Source organism: Acetivibrio saccincola, from assembly GCF_002844395.1.
In the GTDB taxonomy this organism is placed as follows: Bacteria; Bacillota; Clostridia; order Acetivibrionales; family Acetivibrionaceae; genus Herbivorax; species Herbivorax saccincola.
In genome coordinates, this window is the sequence record NZ_CP025197.1 from 948,686 (window position 1) to 967,759 (window position 19,074).

General features: G+C 34.3%; 13 protein-coding genes, 1 tRNA gene and 3 pseudogenes. 5 read left to right on the plus strand and 12 right to left on the minus strand.

Annotation, left to right across the window (positions count from 1 at the left end):
• Positions 1-200 precede the first annotated feature (200 nt).
• Together HVS_RS04270 and HVS_RS04275 are read right to left on the minus strand one after the other, a co-directional pair.
• Positions 201-3,440: an S-layer homology domain-containing protein gene (locus tag HVS_RS04270; protein ID WP_101299575.1), complete on the minus strand. Its 3,240-nt coding sequence runs from the start codon at positions 3,438-3,440 to the stop codon at positions 201-203.
• An 84-nt stretch (positions 3,441-3,524) separates the two neighbouring features.
• On the minus strand, positions 3,525-3,773 hold the full coding sequence (locus HVS_RS04275) for a hypothetical protein (RefSeq protein WP_101299577.1): 249 nt from the start codon (positions 3,771-3,773) through the stop codon (positions 3,525-3,527).
• A gap of 448 nt (positions 3,774-4,221) precedes the next feature.
• Here HVS_RS04275 and HVS_RS04280 point away from each other — a divergent pair, with 448 nt between their 5' ends.
• Positions 4,222-4,779 carry a hypothetical protein gene (locus HVS_RS04280; RefSeq protein WP_101299579.1) on the plus strand — a complete coding sequence of 186 codons (558 nt, stop codon included), beginning with the start codon at positions 4,222-4,224 and terminating at the stop codon, positions 4,777-4,779.
• Positions 4,780-4,902: 123 nt separating this feature from the next.
• Here HVS_RS04280 and HVS_RS17505 read toward each other — a convergent pair.
• Together HVS_RS17505 and HVS_RS04290 are read right to left on the minus strand one after the other, a co-directional pair.
• Positions 4,903-5,016 (minus strand): annotated as a pseudogene (locus tag HVS_RS17505) (carbon storage regulator CsrA); the annotation flags it as partial.
• Positions 5,015-5,863 carry a hypothetical protein gene (locus tag HVS_RS04290; RefSeq protein WP_207654801.1) on the minus strand — a complete coding sequence of 283 codons (849 nt, stop codon included), beginning with the start codon at positions 5,861-5,863 and terminating at the stop codon, positions 5,015-5,017. The gene HVS_RS04290 and the pseudogene HVS_RS17505, both read right to left, overlap by 2 nt.
• Before the next feature lie 272 nt (positions 5,864-6,135).
• On the opposite strand from HVS_RS04290, the gene HVS_RS04295 reads away from it, so the two are divergent.
• Positions 6,136-7,974 (plus strand): transposase, encoded by a 1,839-nt coding sequence (locus HVS_RS04295; RefSeq protein ID WP_159063380.1) that lies wholly within the window; start codon positions 6,136-6,138, stop codon positions 7,972-7,974.
• Positions 7,975-8,218: 244 nt separating this feature from the next.
• On the opposite strand, the gene HVS_RS04300 is transcribed toward HVS_RS04295, so the two are convergent.
• Complete coding sequence (locus tag HVS_RS04300; protein ID WP_242971678.1) at positions 8,219-8,683, minus strand: transposase; 465 nt, start codon at positions 8,681-8,683, stop codon at positions 8,219-8,221.
• Positions 8,684-8,931: 248 nt separating this feature from the next.
• On the opposite strand from HVS_RS04300, the pseudogene HVS_RS17720 reads away from it, so the two are divergent.
• Positions 8,932-9,039, plus strand: a pseudogene (locus tag HVS_RS17720) (hypothetical protein); the annotation flags it as partial.
• Between the two features lie 107 nt (positions 9,040-9,146).
• Here HVS_RS17720 and HVS_RS17040 read toward each other — a convergent pair.
• Positions 9,147-9,839 carry a transglutaminase-like domain-containing protein gene (locus HVS_RS17040; protein ID WP_242971679.1) on the minus strand — a complete coding sequence of 231 codons (693 nt, stop codon included), beginning with the start codon at positions 9,837-9,839 and terminating at the stop codon, positions 9,147-9,149.
• A 27-nt stretch (positions 9,840-9,866) separates the two neighbouring features.
• On the minus strand, positions 9,867-10,403 hold the full coding sequence (locus HVS_RS04310; RefSeq protein ID WP_101299583.1) for a transglutaminase-like domain-containing protein: 537 nt from the start codon (positions 10,401-10,403) through the stop codon (positions 9,867-9,869).
• A gap of 34 nt (positions 10,404-10,437) precedes the next feature.
• Here HVS_RS04310 and HVS_RS04315 point away from each other — a divergent pair, with 34 nt between their 5' ends.
• Entirely contained in the window at positions 10,438-11,886 is a 1,449-nt protein-coding gene (locus HVS_RS04315) for an IS91 family transposase (protein ID WP_101299585.1), read from the plus strand.
• Between the two features lie 198 nt (positions 11,887-12,084).
• Here HVS_RS04315 and HVS_RS04320 read toward each other — a convergent pair.
• The 3 genes and pseudogenes from HVS_RS04320 to HVS_RS04335 all read right to left on the minus strand — a co-directional run.
• Positions 12,085-13,569 (minus strand): annotated as a pseudogene (locus tag HVS_RS04320) (peptidase domain-containing ABC transporter); the annotation flags it as partial.
• Between the two features lie 466 nt (positions 13,570-14,035).
• Positions 14,036-14,332: a hypothetical protein gene (locus tag HVS_RS04330; protein WP_101299591.1), complete on the minus strand. Its 297-nt coding sequence runs from the start codon at positions 14,330-14,332 to the stop codon at positions 14,036-14,038.
• Positions 14,333-14,543: 211 nt separating this feature from the next.
• On the minus strand, positions 14,544-15,869 hold the full coding sequence (locus HVS_RS04335) for an ISLre2 family transposase (RefSeq protein WP_159063382.1): 1,326 nt from the start codon (positions 15,867-15,869) through the stop codon (positions 14,544-14,546).
• Positions 15,870-16,000: 131 nt separating this feature from the next.
• Here HVS_RS04335 and HVS_RS04340 point away from each other — a divergent pair, with 131 nt between their 5' ends.
• Entirely contained in the window at positions 16,001-17,440 is a 1,440-nt protein-coding gene (locus tag HVS_RS04340) for an ISLre2 family transposase (protein ID WP_242971560.1), read from the plus strand.
• A gap of 1,099 nt (positions 17,441-18,539) precedes the next feature.
• Here the strand turns inward: HVS_RS04340 and HVS_RS04350 are convergent.
• Positions 18,540-18,615, minus strand: a tRNA-Ala gene (locus HVS_RS04350).
• A gap of 78 nt (positions 18,616-18,693) precedes the next feature.
• The gene (locus HVS_RS04355; RefSeq protein WP_101299595.1) at positions 18,694-18,984 is read right to left on the minus strand and encodes a DUF503 domain-containing protein; all 291 of its coding nucleotides are present in this window, start codon (positions 18,982-18,984) and stop codon (positions 18,694-18,696) included.
• Positions 18,985-19,074: the final 90 nt, after the last annotated feature.

Here is a 19,074-nt window from a genome sequence, read left to right on the forward strand (position 1 = left end):
AATTATTCTAATTCCACTAATATAATATTACTAAAATGTACCTTATGTTTCAAGCTGCCATTTTAATAGCAAAAAGCCTGTCATCCGTGCAATATTAGTTAAAAAAGCTAAGTTCATAATTCATATCTTATTATGAACTTAGCTTTTTGAAAATTATTTTAAAACCGCTAAATTGCTATACTCATCATACAATAATATATTTATTCCGCATTAACAATCTTCATCGTATGGTAAATCATTGTGAACATTTCTGCTCTTGTGACGATTCTTTCTGGCAAGAAATAGTTATTCTCATATCCTTTAATTATTCCTAACTCATTAGCCTTTTTAACAAAGCCTTTTGCCCATAGGGCTATATCCTTATCATCTTCAAAATCGGTTTCTCCTTCTGAAATTCCCAAATTAAACGCATTCATTATCATGGCACAGGCCTGATTCCTGGTCAGTTTGCTGTCAGCCCTGAAGCTCTTATCTTCAAATCCCTTTATAATTCCATTTTCTTGCGCCGCAGCCACAGCCTCTCTAACCCATTCAGGAATTTCATCCGCATCAGAAAAATCTAATTTATCCGGATTTTGGGCTTTTAAATTTAAGCTGTTAACAAGTATCGTGACAGCTTCTGCTCTTGTTATTTCGGAATCAGGCTTTATAGAACCGTCCGGATACTTATTTATAATGCCTTTGCCAAGCAAATCTAATATATATGGTTCAGCCCAATGTCCTTCTGCATCGGTTCCACTTATTCCCGGAATATCTTCAATCGGTTTCTCCGTAATATCCGGCGTGGCAGTCGGTGTAGATGTAGGTGTAGATGTCTGGGTAGGCGTAGGAGACTGCGTAGGTGTTGAAGTAGGTTCAGGAGTATTTTTTGAGCCGGAAGAAGTACCACCGGATGGCTTTGAAGCCCTATAAACTGTTATCATGTATGTTTTTTTTGTTTCACCGTTTTCAGCTGTAACCACAACGGGAATCTTGTTTGTACCTGTATTCAAGTCAATACCTGCGGAGGGATATCCCGATAAAACAGGATTTCCATTGATAGTCAATTTAGAACGAATATCATATACTGAAGCAGTTACACTAATCTTATCGGTACTATATGGAACAGAAATCTTATAGTCAGTTACATCAGGTGAAAAAGGCTTATCAAAAGAACCACAATCGGTTACAAGGTTCTTAAGATCTGCATTATTTGAAAGCTTTATTCTATTAATATATATTTCCGCAACAGAAGGTACCCCTAGCACAGCATTAACCGGATTTTCCAAAGTTAATTTAAAATTCTTGGTTCTTGCTTCATTCTGTGAAGGTACTTTAAGTAATTTTATTTCAATTGTTTTTTCAGCCTCTCCGGCTTCAAAAGTCAGTGTTCCGCTGGGAGCAGCATAATCAACATCAGCAACTGCCGATCCGTCTTTTGTAGAATAATCTACACTCATAGTTCCACGCAGGTTACCACTCCTTCGAACAGTCACTAAAGCACTCTGATTCGATTCATCCAACGTATACACATCATTGTCAAGCTGCACAATACTTACCTGGTTGGAAGTTCCACTGACAGTTATGGTGGGAAGAGTGAGACTCCTGGTGAAATTTTCATTTAAATAAACTACTTCCGGCACATTCACCATTCCGTTTTCGTCAGGCTCAATATCAACAAAAGCCTCACCTTCTATGGCCTTTAAATCATCATTATTAGCATGGATTGATATCTGATATCCCCCATCACCTTTGAATTCCGAGAAAAAGGCTGTATATAAACCATCTCCCGGCATAAGGTCGCCCATCTGACCATTATCATAAAGAGTTACAATTGTTTCTGAGTTGTCAGGTGCTATTACTTTTGCATACACATTTGCATTTATCACGGGCTTTCCGTTTTTGCTTAATAATGCTGTTATCTTAACGGGAGTCGGATAAGTATATGTAATATCATCTGTACTACCTTGAAGAGACAGAGTTGTTCTACCTGAAAAATCAAAGGAAATCTCCGTATTGGCTTGAGAATTGTTTTTGATATTAACCTCCCAAGCACCTATCTGGGGATTATCTATTATATATATCTGATATGTATCTTCAATCATATAAGATGCACCATTTGTGCTGTCCGGAGAATAAATAGTACCATCCGGAGCTTTTAATGTGAAAGAAACATTACCTGCATTTACCGAACTTATTGTAAATACTGCCTGTTTCATTGAGCTATCTACAAAAACAACTTCGGTTGATTCTTCCATAGAACTAAATACTCTACGTATGAATTTTATTAGCCTGTCAAAGATACTTAACTTATTCTTTATTGTCTTGTAAATCATGCTAATATCACCAGCAGAAGAAACAAAATAGTATTCTCCTCCTGTTTCTTTAGCAATACTAGTCAGTAAATTCGCATCAGCTCCACTTCCCACTCCGATAGTATATACAGGTATACCTTCGGATTGAAGCATGGAAATCTCTGTCGATGGTAGAGAAGCTTGCCCGTCTGATAAAAGTATAATAGCTCCTGCACCTTTTCTGTAGTCTTTAGATATCATGTCATTTAAGGCATTCCATAAGCCAGCTCCTATATTGGTTCCTCCACCCGAAGAAATATTATCGATTTTTGATTTTATGGCACTCTTATCCGATATCGTAGCTACTCTTGTCAATGAATGATTCAATGTTGCACTGTTCTCAAAAGAAACAACACTAATGCCGTCTCCCAACTGTCCTTCTTGCGGAAGCTCTAAACAGTCTACAAACATTTTCGCTGCACCTTTGGCTAATTGAATTTTTGATCCTCTCATCGACCCTGATTTGTCGATAACTAAAGCTATATCGTTCCATTTATTATTTTGCCTTACTTCAAACACCGGATCTTTCTTTTCAATTGGTTGAATATTTCCCCCAGGAGCAGTTAAATTAAATTTCTTATTTTCAACCATTACTTCCCAACAAGATTTGTTTCCATGAATTCTGTTATGATGACTGGGAGCCGATGAATTATGGCTGCTATCGCAAAAATCTACTATGCTGCTTTCATGCTGTATCCACATAATACTTGCTTTAGCACCATTAGAATTATAACTCGGTCTATAATTCTCTCCTTGTACAACTTCTGTAATTGTATTGCCGTTAGAATCTCTCATTAACATACTGGCCTGCGATTCACAAGTGTTCCACGTAATACTCCCATCAGCATTAAGTGTGCCGAACACCTGATAACTTCTTCCATTTTTGGTTTCATAATCACAATACTCATCTCCCAGGCCGTAACCATAGTGTCCAAACTCATGTACAATCGTTTTCCCTAATGAATGAGTTCCATTAGTATCAAATGCCTTGTCAATTCCAATATACATGTGCGATTCTTTTGAACCCATAAATCCCGCAAGATTAGCAGACGCTCCTCTTCCGGGTCTTATATAAACATCAGAATCTTCAGGGTTAAAATTGTCCATTGGAAGTGCACCTTGAATTTCAGGCCATCCGCCTTCTCTTGCTGCCGGAACATAAATTGTTATTTTGCCAAATCTGTTCTGTCCCTATGTAGCTTCATACAAGTAATTTGAAGCTTCAATAAAACTTTCCTTTACCTTTTCAACTATGTCACTTGGATCCTGACCGTACTTGTCGGTTGAATCTGTGTCATCCAGTATCATTACTCTTAAGTCTATTACACCTCCGGTAATACTGCCACTTGTACCTGTGGAAGCAAGAACCGTAGTACAGGTTGTAATAAGGATAGTAAAAACTAATAAGAATGATACAACTTTTTTAATACTGTGATTCATTTTTATCTCCCCTTTTAATATCTTTTAATATTATATTAAAACATAATTAAATTTTGATCAAAATCTTTATTTCACTGGCTTTCACCAGTTATTTTGTATCTCACTGAAAAATAAAAATTTTAATACCATCAAATTACTCAAACTACACTTTAGAAATAAGTATTTAATTGTAGTTGTATATATGTGGAAAAACATCATGTATATTATACCATAAAATTATAATATATACAATAGATTTTTTGGTAAAATTTTAGCAATTCTTTGGAAATAAGAAATAATCATTATTCAGAAATAAAGAAGTCGCTCAAATAAGTTTTTACTATTTCAACACTATTGCAACTCTTCAGTTATAATATGTAAATAAAAATTGCATTTCACTTATAAGTAGTATATAATATTAATGTAATTAAGATATTGCTAATCAGCAATAATAAAGGAGGATAAGTTCATGAAGTTCTCTATATTTCCAATTCTATTAATAGTTGTATTGTTGATTGTATCATGCAAGTATAAAGCTGACTTAGATTCCTCTGACAATGTAGATATTACTAAAGAATTCTCTGACGATGACGTTATTAATAAATCCGAAAATTTCTGGGATACCGACGAAAAGACTATACCGTCTCCCACCCCTACTATTGATATTACCAAAGAATTCTCTGACGATGACGTTGTTAATAAATCCGAAAATTTCTGGGATACCGACGAAAAGAGCATTCCGTCTCCCACCCCTACTATTGATATTACCAAAGAATTCTCTGACGATGACGTTATTAATAAATCCGAAAATTTCCGGGATACCGATGAAAAGAGCATTCCGTCTCCCACCCCTACTATTGATATTACCAAAGAATTCTCTAACGATGACGTTATTAATAAATCCGAAAATTTCTGGGATACCGACGAAAAGACTATACCGTCTCCCACCCCTACTATTGATATTACCAAAGAATTCTCTAATGATGACGTTATTAATATGTCAGAGAATTTCTGGGATACCAATTAAGGAGTTACTAGCAGAGACATTACCAATCCCCATACAGTAGTGCGAAAGAGCAAAGCCACCTTTACTCAAAGCGAAAATAATAATCAAAAAAACATTTTATTGCTTTTTGTCAACCAATTGTGTTTATTTCAACAAATTCTTCAGGTCTACCGACTTTACATCGGCAGCCTTTTTATTTTCAGCCTGTATTTCTAAAAATATCTCTTTTCTATAAATAGAAACACTTTTAGGAGCATTACTTATGCTCATGTATTTTATCTGCAAGGATTACAGTTATCAACTGTGTAATGCCTGCGATGTATAAGTCCGCCTTGATTGTTTGATTATCTCTTGTTTTAAGCTTGCCACAGGCCATGGGCTCTTTTAAATACTGGATATTTTTTTCGACTACAACTCTGATTTTGTAATCCGAAATCCATTCTTCAGAGCCACGTATTGCACCTGGATACATGCGTTGGTCTTGAGCAGGAGATGTGTAAGTTATTCTTCCACAAGGCTTTCCGTTACAGGGGTTTTCACAGGATGTAATCCATTTGCCATTAATTCTTTTTACAAGGGGACACCGCCATTTAAATCTATCACTACGTCCTGCTTCCCGGGTCCATCCAAAGGGTTTCATAGTTACTGATGGATCTTTAAAGCAAAGTGGCCATCCGTTTACATCGTACTTAATTTCAGGGATGTCAGGATTGGAGTTTCTTGAGTTTAGAGGGATTAGAGCTCTTTTGAATTTAAAATCACCTAGAAGCAAGGGATAAGTGGCATAGGTATCAAAAATAGAGTCCCCTAGAAAGGTATGAGGCTTAAAATCCGGGTGAAGATTGAAGAAGTCTGTAAGTACTGGTTTAAGGGATTTTGAATCACTAATAGATTTATCTTCATCAGGAGAATCTGATTTTTTATCAATCTGCATTTCAGGGTGTTTTTGCTTGAAATCATTATCTAAAAAGGTTATATTTCTTGGAATACCAAGGCCATTAGTGATAATGCCAAACTTGTAAACATAACAGAAATAGCCGTTTATGTAAAGCTGCTTAATTTCTTCATTGGCAGATGCACAAGAAGGCATAAGGCCATAAGCCATTTTGTAGACATCAACGTCTGGATTGTTTTTATAGAAAGCCTTAAGCTTTTTTATAATAGAATTAATGAACTTGGGATTATTCTCGGTTACAAAAGCTTAAGTTAATTTAAGAACTTGCAAACAATGATATATGTATATTTTATTGGACATAGAAAATTAAATCAACCCAAAAGTTCATACATGCTTGCACCTTATGGAAAAAAATAAAGGTTGACACTTATCATGCCAACCCCTATTCTAAAAAGCAAACTCAGAACATGGGGGATATGATAATGTATTTGAATAAAAAAGTAAAGAGGTTTTGGCTTAGTAATATAAGGAAAGAAGTTAGGCAAGCTATTGAAAAACTTTCAACCCAGCTAAAAGTTGAATTTCCTAAAGAACCCGAAAGACTACTCTCAAGTTATGTGTACAGAGAATTTAAGATTCATATTGATAAAGACGGAAGTATTAAAGGTGGTTTATTACGTCTATTGTTTAGTTTGATAGATTTTACATTTGTGAGAAGTCTGATAGCTGATTGTTATAGTGTTGAAGGTGGAAATTGTTATGACCCAGTTTCACTAATACTCTTAGAAGTAATAAAAATATGGGAAAGGTATCAATACTACCCAGATTTCTTGAAGGACTTAGAGGATAAGGAAAAAGGTGCTCAATACAGATATTATACAGGCATTGATGCTGAAAATGTTCCAACTGATGCCACTCTTCACAACTTTAGAGACAGGTTGGGAGAAGAAAAATTCAAGGATATAATGAATTTTTTAGTACAGATATTTACAATGGTAGAAATCATATCAGGTAAAATACTCTGCACTGACGGAACTCTGTTAAAAGCATTTGCAAGATACAGAGGGTGTAATTATATGGAAGACTGCTGTAAATGTATTTCTTGTCCTGAAAGTATAGTTGATGACGTAAATACAAGCATAAACGGAGCAGTTAAAGAGATAGAAGAAAAGGATAAAAAATCAGCTGTAGCAGTAATGAAAATGCAGTGTCCAAGAACTGAAATAATACAAAAAATAATTGAAATGGTTAAGAAAAAAGACAAGGATGCATTAATAGAAAATATAGGGACTTTTTCAATAATAAAGCTCCGTGTTATTAAAGGAACTATATCTGAATTTAAAGCACACAGTAAATATCTTCGCAGTATATTTGGAGAAAGTTTCAAATCACCTGATGGATATAGTCTTGAAGTAATATCCTGTGCTATTAGACTTGATCAAAATGAAAAATTGATATTTGAATGTCCCAAATCATGTAAAGATGTATCTGCAAGAATAGGATATAGGCGTAGTAAAGATAATCCAAGCAAGACAGAAAAAGTATTTGGATATAAGGCGGTAATAATTACAAGTATAGAAGCTGAATTTAATCTTGAAATACCAGTTGCAGTAATAACAGGTTCGGGAAATATCAGTGAGGCACAAACATTTGTTAACCTGCATCAAGAGCTTAAAAGGCATGTAAGCTTTAAAACAGAGTATCAAGTGTTAGACAGTGGCTATGATTACGAGTATGTATATTCATATATACGCAATGGCAATGGAAAACCTATAATAGACTACAACAAAAGACGTGAAAAGCTTGATGAGAAAAGCATGAAAAAAAGAGGATATAACCAAAATGGTTATCCATATGCTCCCTGCGGCAGAGTATGTACACCTAATGGATTTGATTCTTCTAGAAATGCATTAAAGAACACATGTAATAAGCAGTGTTTGAAAAGTAAGGATTTAGACAAACTTTGTAAATGTAGTTATAGAAAAAACAAGTGTGGGTATACAAAATGGATGACAATAAAGGAACTGCCTCGATTAATACTTGAAATTCCAAGGGGCACAAAGAAGTATAAAAAGATAAAGGCATTGAGGACATCATCTGAGAGAACTAATGGTTATGGTAAAGAATGGACAGGTATGTCCAATTTAAGGCTTCGAACTTTAGAAGCGTATGCTGCAAGAGTTGCATTGTGCTGTATTGTTATAATGTTGAAAAAAATTATGGGTTTAATTTTACAAGCAACTATTGAACATAGGAATCCTTCTTTAGCAAAAAAGCTTTATAACAAAAAAGCAACCTCTAAACTCAAAGATTCTGCTTGAGATTATATACATTGAAAGGAGTGAAGTGAAGTTTTTGCCAAAAACTGATTTGCAAAATTTAATCTCTACATTAGCACCATATTTTAGAATGAAACTTCCGAACTGTAGAGGTCTAGTAGTAGTTATTTGGTTTTAGAATTGGATTATTTATACTCAATACCCATGGACAAAAATACTAATAATGTTTTGCCCATAAGTATTGATTTGTAATTACTGGAATAAAGAACTTAGTTCTTAAATTAACTTAAGCTTCGATACCGGAAGTATCATAAGCGATAGTTGATGCAAGAGTAGGGTCTATTTTCTGACAAATAGGCTCAGTAATATCTACAAGATGATTAAAGAAATTTTCGAGATGTGAAACAAAATCTTGTTTAAAACGAGTGAACTGAGAATTGTCAGGAACTTTGGAAAGGCCACAAAATTCACGGGCTTCTTTGCACAGAGTAAGAAAAATTATTAAAAGTGAGACTGTAGGAATCCCGAGTAGTTTCTGTAATATTAAGGCTGAAAGCATAGAAGCGATAGAGTAATCTCTATTTCGTCCTAAATGTTTGTGGTAAGCCCAGTAGAATTCCTGAGGAATTAAAGAAGATAAATCAAGATGCTCAGTGAGTAACTCAAGAAATTTGGGTTTATCATTTTGATAGATATCTTTACATTCTTCAAAAGTGTCAGAAAGTGAAATTTGATTAAAAAGTTTTACCATTTGTTTTCCTCCTTTTTTTGTGGAAAAATTGGATTTGTCAACTATATTTTACACTATTTAGAGGGGGAAAACAATAAAAATATACTGCTAAAACCCTTTGGTTTCAAGGGTTACAGCATTTTATAAACAACTATATTATAAGTATATTAACGGGGGGATTCAGGGATTCGGATGGCCTTAGGTTAACCTAGAAGAAATAGGAGCGTTAGGAGTTTTAGAGAAAAATACAAAAAAAAGAGGTGGAATAAATGAGGAGGTCAAAAGGTGAAGGATCATTGACCTATATTAAAAGACTTAAAAAATATCAAGTACGGTATGACGTAAGTATAGATGAGAACGGAAAAAGGATACAGAAGGCTTCATATTTTTCTAAGAAAAAAGATGCAATTGCCTTTATGCAAGATGAGTTAAGTGCTCTAAATAGGGGCAAATATGTATCCCTGTCAAACGAATCGCTATACTCCTACTGCAAAAAATGGTATGAACTATACAAAGAACCAACGCTAACAAAAATAAATACAAAGGAAAAATATAAATACACGCTTAATAGAATTAAAGGGCTATCGGTAGGTTCGGTTCGTTTAATGGATCTATCAAGCGAGATATTGCAAAGAGCATATAACAAAATGAAAGCTGATATATTCTCTCTCAATTCTTTTGGCACAACACTTGTCTTCTCATATACAGCATCAACCTTATATGGAAGTGAGAGAGGCAGCATATCAAGGTCTTGAGGAATAATCCTTTTCCCTCCAATTAATTCCTCACTCTTTATTTTTTCCAAACCCTTTTGATTAATAAATTCTTCAATTTTAGCATCTACATTCTCTATCTTTTCTGAAACGCTCTGGACATTTACTCTTGAAACTGAAAGCAATTTATCTGATACAATGATGCCATCCTTAAAACCCTCTATTGAAGCTTCTGTATCAATGTCTATAATGCTGCTCAAGTCAAGGCCTTCAATTTTTTCATGCTGTTTGAAGCTCGGATCTAAAGGAACCCATATTTTTTGGCCCTTCATAGGTCCTGCACCCCTGTAGTACTGATAAGGCACATAAGCTTCAACCCATACGTGTTCTGTTCTGACGTGAGATATCTTTCCGCCACTGACGACAGAAACTGTTGGTATTCCAAGAGATGCCAGAATTCTCACTGCATCCTGTGGTGTTTCCCCTCCAGTTCATCCCATCACCTTCTCTACAGGTATCTCAATTGTTCCTCTCACATATCGAGCAGGAATTCCTTTATATCGAAGAAGGGAAATAAGAAGCGATGCCTGGTCAATATCATTCCCTGCCATTTGGTCAAGGGTTCCCACTGCACCTTTTCTCGACCCGTAATATGCCTCGAAATTTATATTATTCCGGACATATTCATAAATCTCTATAACAGAATTTAAACTCTCAGCCAACTCTTTTATTTCTTCTGTAAATTGAGCTTCTGAAGTCTCTTTCAAATCTTCTTCTGTCGGTATATTTGAAAAAACTGAAGCCTTCTTTTCCGTCGAACTCATCTTATTTATACCGGTTATTTGTGTATCTTTTGACAATATAGAAGGTTCAACTTGTACATTTTTATGCGGTAGACTGCTACCTAAAGTCTGATTTGCCTGAACAGGCTTTATAAGCTTACCCAACTCTACAATTTTCTTTATTACTATTTTATGATAAAAAGATTTACATAATACAATATTTGTGTTAAAACATATATAGAACATTTGTTCTATATATGTTTTAAGAGTGTGAGTACTAATGCTTTATGAAAGTTCGAATAATCAGGGGATATATTCTCCAAGAGAGCCACGGAAAAATTATTATTATAGGTGCGTAGAAGAGAATTTTGAAGTTTTGGAGAGAGTGTGGGATGATAGGTACCAAAATACATACGGTTATTGGAGATCCCATATTCTAGATGTTATATATGATTACCTTGATTGTGGGAATTTGCATCTAGGGTTTGCCCGTGTTAAGTGTGAAGATTGTAACAAGGAGTATCTATTGCCTTTTTCATGTAAACGGAGGGCGTTCTGTCCTTCATGTCATCAGAGAAGAGTAGTTGAATTTGGAGAGTTTTTATACACTGAGGTTTTAAAAGAAGTTTCCCACAGGCAGTGGGTCTTTAGTATACCCAAAAGACTTAGATGCTATTTTATGTATGACAGAAAGCTACTTGCAAAACTATCAAGATGTGCATGGAAAGTCTTATGTGATTATCTTAAAAGTTCATCTGGAGATAAAGATTCAGTTCCTGGTGTTGTTATAGCTGTACAAACATTTGGAGATTTTTTAAACTTTAATCCTCATTTACATGTAATTGCAACAGATGGTTGTTTTAAAGGGGACGGAGATTTTATAAAATCAGTATTACCTCAAGGAAAAGATATTGAGAAGGTTTTTCAGTCAGAAGTACTAAAGATGCTCAAAAAAGAGGGGAAAATTAATCAATTTATTATAGATAACATGCTTAGTTGGGAAAATACTGGATTTAATGTTTATTGTGGGGAGGCAATATACGCAGAGGAACAGGAGAGTATTGAAAAACTTGCTCAATATGTAGTTCGTGCTCCAATTTCTCAGGAAAGAATGTTTTACATACCACCAGAAGAAAGTTCAAATGAAGTTGGGAAAATTATTTACAAGGGTAAAAATAGCAGAGAAATTCAAGCTTTTGATGCTTTGGATTGGTTAGCACGATTGGTAACTCATATCCCAAATAAGGGAGAGCAATTTGTAAGATATTATGGTTATTATTCAAATAAGAGTAGAGGACAAAGGAAAAAAGCTGAGACAGATGATAAAGTACCTGCAATTGTAAGTAGTGATTTATCTAAAAAAGCTTTTCGTAAAAACTGGGCAAGACTTATTCAAAAGGTTTATAATGTTGATCCTCTAAAATGTAAATATTGCAATGGGAAAATGAGAATAATTTCGTTTGTAGAGGATGAAGAAACTATCGAGAAGATTTTGAAACATTTGAAGCTTTGGGGAATTCAGAATCATGATCCGCCTAATCATTTCAAAATACCACAACAATTTGAACATTTTATATTGGCCAATTCATTGCTAATTGGAAACAATGAAAAAAGTAATGAAAATATGGGCAAAAATAAAGACGGTAATTATGAAGAACACAATTCTAATAATGTTTTTTCTGATTATGAAACTTGTGATGAAATGCCAAAATATGAGGACTGGTTTTAAAGAATAAATTCTTATAACCTTAAGTTTGTAGTGCTATTTTTTGTTTTGTGCAGGAGGTTCAATACTTAAAGATAATATTATTTTGGGATTATTATTTAAAAATGAAGCAAATGTATATTGTTTTGGATGATTTTTGATTTTAGTAGTGAAAAACAGAATTTAATATGATATTATGAAAAAAGCAAATACCTATCTATACTGTCGGGTACCGTAACGAAAATCCAACTCTTTAAATTCTATCAATCCCTTAAGTGTGCTTGGTGCTATTTTTTTGTCTTCATTTTCACTCTTTTCAAGTTCCAAATCCAATATTTCTCCCAATCTATCAGAAGCAACAATAGCTGTCTGCATCATAGGCTGAAGGTTAATCAGATTTTTTATAGGGTCGAGGAAATATGCTAGTAATGCATTAAAAGCCAACAGCTGTCCAACTGACATATCACCCTTTATAACGCTGTATGCGCCTACCCAAAGGATTACAATTCCTCCTACTGAAGCAACAAATCCTGTAAGGGAATTCTCAAGATTGTTTATCCAACCACCTTTGAAAATGCTCTTCAAAAGCTTTACAAACTTTTTCTCGGTTTCGATATTTGCCTTACGTTCGGCGTTAAAGGTCTTTACTGTTTCAATACCATTTAAGGACTCAACCAAATATGATGTAAGCTGTGCATTGTTCTCCATCTGCACCCGGTTAATTTTTCTTATAGGCTTATTAAAGGAAAATACAATGATTGCATAGGCTATAACCATAATGAAGGCAATGGCAAATAAAAACGAGCTTTGAGAATAGAGTATTATTCCACCCGCTATTGCCATTAGGGTATCAATCATTATTGTAAGTGTTGCTCCAGATATGGCTTCTCTCACCTTTGATGCATCCATAAATCTCGATATAATTTCACCAACTTTTCTAGTTCCAAAGAAATTCATGGGTAGTTGAAGAACATGGTTGTAATAGCCAAGGATTAAGGATATGTCTAGCTTTTGACTGAGGTATAGAAGCAAATGTGATCGGAACGCATTTAACAGAAGTTTGAAAATGCTTAAGAGAATGATACCCACCGAAACAATATGTAATGTTTTCATTAAATTGTTTGGCAGTATATCATCCATCATGAATTTAAAATAGAAAGACCCCAGTATCCCTAAGATAGTATAAATAAGGGATGCCAGAAATATATTTATAATCAACTTCTTTTGAGGGATCAATAACCCGAAGAAGCGTGAGAATATCCCCTTTGTTTCATTGCCTTTTTTGAATTGTGCTGATGGTACAAGCAAAATAAGCACACCTGTCCAGACTTCAAAAAACTCTTCTAGGGTATACTTGACAATGCCCTTTCCCGGGTCAGCAACAACTACTTGGTTTTTTGTTATTTTATGAATTACAACATAATGAAGTAAGCTTCCATCAACCACTACATGGGCAATTGCAGGAAGCGGAAATTCAGAAAAAAAAGCCTCCTTATTGCCACGTACAGCTTTAGACGTGAAACCTAATTGTTCAGCTGCTTTAACGACACCATATGCATTAGTCCCTTGTTTGTCAGTCCCGGCTACTTCACGAATTTTTGTAATTGGAATCTTCAATCCATACTGTTTGCTGATAGTGGCAAGACATGCAGCACCACAGTCAGTTATATCATATTGTTTTATACAGTAATACTTCTTAAATAGCACAATTTAAACCTCACCTTTAAAAATATAAACCTAACTTAACTTATGTTCTCTCATTGAAGTTTTGTGGTTTATCAACATACCACTCAACTAAACCACATTGTGAACACACATAAGGAATTACTATGCTACTCTCTTTAGTGGTAAAATACTTAATTGGCTCCTTTATTAATGTTAGTTTTCCTGAAAGACTTGATGCTCTAGATTTTGTCATCTTATTATTGCATTTCAAACAATTAATATTCATATTTAAACCCATCCCTTCCTCTAATGAAATGTACAAAAAGTAATAAAAGCTTCTGTTAGAGTAATTATTAAACTTTATTTTATCTGGCTTCTTGATTCTTTCAAGTTATTTTGTAGATTTACCCTAAGTATTCCTTGTTATCTATACAATATCAAACCTTTTTTCATGACATTTATTTATTAATTAGTAAATAGTTACTCTAAAATTTCAACTACCATCCACTTATTGTTTATTTGGAACGCTGTTTAGCAGCCAACTTATTCTTTTTTCAAACGAAGGATGCGTTTGAAATTTATCATCAAATTTATTAGTTTTAGTCATAGCATCATTATCAAGAACATTGTTTTCTAGTACTGCAAAAGTAGTTGTAACTATAGGTCCTGCTTTTTTTATTCCATTCGCTGCAAATAACTTACTTATTTTTATCATTTCCTCATTTATTTCAGTACTCAACATTTTCTTTCTTAAACTAAGCAAATTTTCAAGGGTAATGCTCTTATTTGTTTCTATATCAGCCATATGGATTTTATACACCACACTTTTCTTATAATTTTTAATGTTAATTGTATTCTAAAATTAATAATTTTGATTAAATAATTTTTCCAATTTACTTTCTAAATTTTAACACACATAAAAGTCCTTTGTCAACAACCATATGGTCTGTCGATAGTGTCAATTTGTTGTAGGATAATTAAACTTAAAGGTATCCCCATCTTTTTGATACAACGGGCTATATCACATACCCGCTGCGTTGTATGCCCTTTAAAATTGTTGATATTGGAGTTTTTTTACCCATGTTAAAAGCGGGTATGTTGTTTAATTTCTCATGTGTAGTTTTACTAAATACTTCTTTGCCCTTTTTTATGGTTTCTTTTTTTATCTTGTATTGTAAATTTACTTTTGTAAAATGATTTGGAGTTATCTTCCCACCGTTTTGGCAATAGATTCTTATATCTGCTATGGTTTTTAGACCTTTCTTGCTCCAGCCCATAGGTCGAGAACTAAAACGGCTGGATAATATATGGCTAATATGACCCTCTGTGCAGCTGCCACTTACTCCTTCTTCTTTGTATATAGTGATGGCTTCCCAGTTGTTTTTTATGTAGGTTCTAAATTCATGTATTCTCTCTCGCTTTTTAGGGCTTTGAACACCATGCTTAAGCTCTGTTACTAGTTTACAAAATTCAATCCAATTGCCTTCGTAAATACTTCTGTATATTGATTTTCTGTATTGCTCTTGACCTGCTGTAGCTTTGAGGATGGCTTTGTTTAGGTGATATTTGTCTAGGACCATTTTGGATTTGGGTAACCATTCTTGGCCGGTTTTTATCCAAAGGGCACCATCTCCGTGAATATAGATGCGCTTTAAATAGTCTATGTCATATCTGTCATAAATGTAGTTGGCAACTTTTAACCATGTTTCTTCAGGATTTTGACCGTATCCATGTATGTGGTAGGGATTTATACATTTTCCCCGTTTTCCTATTCTTTTTGTGCCTTCGTATATGGTAATCAGTGGAACTATGGCGTTTTTGCCATTCTGCAGAGCAACATGGTCTTCATCGGCATCTATGTGTATAACCTGCATTTTGCGCTTTGGCCCTTCAGCTTCCATCTTTAGTTTTTCTTCCTTTAGTTTTCTCGTTTTGTTCATTACTGTTTGCCGACTTATCAGGCCACCGGTTGTATATTGACTGCTTTTAGCGTAGGAGTTATCGCCGGAGTATTCTACCATGTCAGCTGCTACCGCTGTTGATATTCTATCATAGGGGTCTATTCCTAAGACTGTATCGACTAGGTATATATATGTATCATTTTTCTTATCGTAAAAGTAGGTCCTGTGGTATGTGAGCACTCCGAACTTTGTAAAGATTTCTCGTTTATCACTATTTCGCTCTACTACAATGCCGTTTTTTCTTCGCCATTTCTTATCGGCTTTTATCTCCTTATCAAGGTTTTCCACGTAGATTTTCATCATATTTAGTATGAAGTCAAAGGTGATGGTCTCTAGTCCAGTTTCCAGTTCTTCTAGTTTCTTAGCATTAGGTTCGCTCATGAAATTCATGATGTTAGCGTAAAGTTATTGTAGGGAATGAGACATAAAATACCATATAAAATTGAAAAGAAGATGACATCCTGTTAAGATATTAATACAAAAAAAATCTAACAGAAAGGATGACATCTTCTATGTATAATAGTATACAACATTTTAATGAATTTGGGGCAAAAAGAATTGAAAAAAAGATAAAAAATTTTATTGAAGAAGGAAAAGACTTAGCTGATCTTATTCTTGGTCTGAAAGAAGATTTATTTAAACTTGGACGCGATATACTTAAAGAAGTGCTTGAAGATATGGATGAATATTTACGTAACTGTGAAATAAGGAAACAGTATTGGGAAATTATAAGAAAAGATAAAACATCTATTTTAACGACATTTGGAACACTAAGTTATAACAGGACATATTTTAAGCATAAGGAAAATGGTAATAGACAACACCTGGTCGACAGGATTGTAGGTGTAGAACCACATGACAGAGTAAGTGCCGATGTTGTAATTAATGCAATAGAAGAAGCAGCTGACAGCAGCTACAGAAAGGCAGGAGAAAAGGCGACATATATTGATGAAATCAGCAAACAAGCTGTGATGAATAAAATACATAATATTGAAATAGTTGAGCCTGAAATAAAAGTAGATAAAAAGAGAAAAGTAAAAATATTGTATGTTGAGGCAGACGAGGATCATGTAGCATTACAACAAAAAAGTATATTGAGACAGAATGAGAAGGGCAAGAGAAATACAATTATGCCAAAACTTGTATATGTGCATGAGGGAATTGACTTTGAAAAAAGTAATAAGAAGAGAAAAGTATTAAAGAATGTTCGATATTTTGGGGGTGTGTATAATAATTCAGAAAATTTGTGGCTTGAAGTATCGGAATACATATATAAACAATATGACGTTGATTTTTTAGAGACGGTGTATATATTAGGAGATGGGGCGTCATGGATAAGGCAAGGAGTTAACTGGCTTTCAAAAAGTAAATTTGTACTTGATAGATACCATCTTCAAAAATACGTAAGAGTTGCAACCACACATTTAAATGATGAAGCAATAAGCCAAGATTTACAGGACGCATTGAATTTATCTGATAAAAAAAAGCTAACAAAGGTTTTTAAAAAGATAATCGAAAAGACAGGCGATAATGAAAGTAAAATAAAGGCTATAAAAAATGCAAAGCGATATATTTTAAATAATTGGGATGGTATAGAAATAAGGTCAAACAGAGGAATAGTGGGTTGTAGTGCTGAAGGTCATGTGAGTCATGTATTTTCATCCCGTTTAAGTTCAAGACCTAAAGGCTGGTCGAGAAAAGGTGTAGAAAAGATGTCAAAGCTGATAATATACAAGAAGAATGGCGGTAAGGTATATGACATAGTTATGGCACAAAAACAAAAAAAGTTAGCAGCTAGTAGGCAAGAAATTCAGGAAAAATTAATTAAGGAATTAAAGAAGTCATCAAACAGGTATGAGAGTGTATGGAATAGTAATTTAACTGTTATTCATAAGGGGTGTAAAACTGGTTTATATAAAGAATTAAGGCGTATTATAGGTATATGCGGATAGGGATGAGGTAATAATAAAGCAAAAATTACGGGAAAGTTTACAAGTAAGCCTATCCAATAGGAATTATACATATCTAAAAAAAGACAAAGAAAAAGAAAAAACATAAAAAAAGAAAAAGAAAAGAAAAAAGCAAAACTTTAGTACCATGACCCGCGAAGCCCTACTACTTGTCAAGGCCGGGCTTTGCCCGCTTGTTTTAGCCTTGACAAAATGGAAAATGGTACAATAGAAATACTTTTTTCTTTTAAAAGTAGCGTTAAAATGTGAAGGAACATAGATAACAAAATGTACTGATTTGTGACAATCATTGAGTAAAATGGATTCTTTATAGGAAGAAAGAGTTATATGGTATAATAGAGAATAAGTTAGAGGAGTTATAAAAGAAAATAATTAGCTCAGCATGCAAATTATGCAAAATACTCTCGTTACTAAGAGACCGTTATTTGAAATAGTTGTATAAAAAATGGGATGCCATCTACTTTTCTTTTTCCTACAATAAATTGACGCTATCATTCATGATTTTATGGATGAAATTTTTGCAGTTTTGTATTACAATAGTATTCACAAGAGATCCTCCTTTTCAAAGGTTTTTGATGGTGATTCTATTGTATCAAAAAGTGAGGATCTCTTGTTTTTTTATCCTTAAAATGTCCTACAATTATTTTACACTATGTGGTCTGTCCTGATTAAACTGGACATGCAATTACGTTAGTTTACTACCTCATTCTCAAAATTCCTCTGTCTTTCGTTAGGTCAATTGTTTATTTCCGGAGTGCCCTTGACAACAAGCATCTCCCGTATGATTTTAGCAGCCAAAGCGCAACCACATTATATGTGGTAGGCCTCTGGCGATAGGTGGCTACCGCCTTTAGCAGGGTATCATACAGATTCCTCTTATTGTAAAGGAAAGCTTCGCCACTTCTTCTTTGTTTCGCATCAGGCTACTTTTTTCTGATTCCTATAATAGTCATTTATATATTCTCTTGGAGATTTATATCCTAGTGATGAATGCAAACGCCTTGAGTTATAAAATCCTTCTAAATGCCGAAAAACCCTTGCAATAAGGGTTTTCGATTGTATCAAAATCAGAGTCTTTATTTGGTGGAGCTAAGGGGGATCGAACCCCTGACCTCTTGAATGCCATTCAAGCGCGCTCCCAGCTGCGCTATAGCCCCAAAATTAATACCGCAAGGAATATTGTAATACAATTCCGGTTAAAATTCAATAACCTTTTTTTATGGAATTTCCAAACCTTAATCCACATATATGCTTTCAGTGCTGTAATCAGTAAGCACAACCCTGCCGTCATTTTCAATGAAATTTACCATATTCGCCATCATACTGTCCACATGTGCCGCTTCATTTGAAATACAGGATATGCCAATAACCGCATTCTTCCATTTATCATTCAGATCAACTTCTGCAACAGACGCATTAAACCTGGATCTGAGTCTTTGTACAATGCTTTTTACAATATGCCTTTTTTCTTTCAACGAAAACACCTCATTGATATATAAAACCACACGGCAAACACCAATAACCATATTCATCACCTGTTACTCAAGTATTGTATCAGTTTATACGATTATATATTATAGCATACTTTATGCATTATGTTTCACAAATCCCTTGCC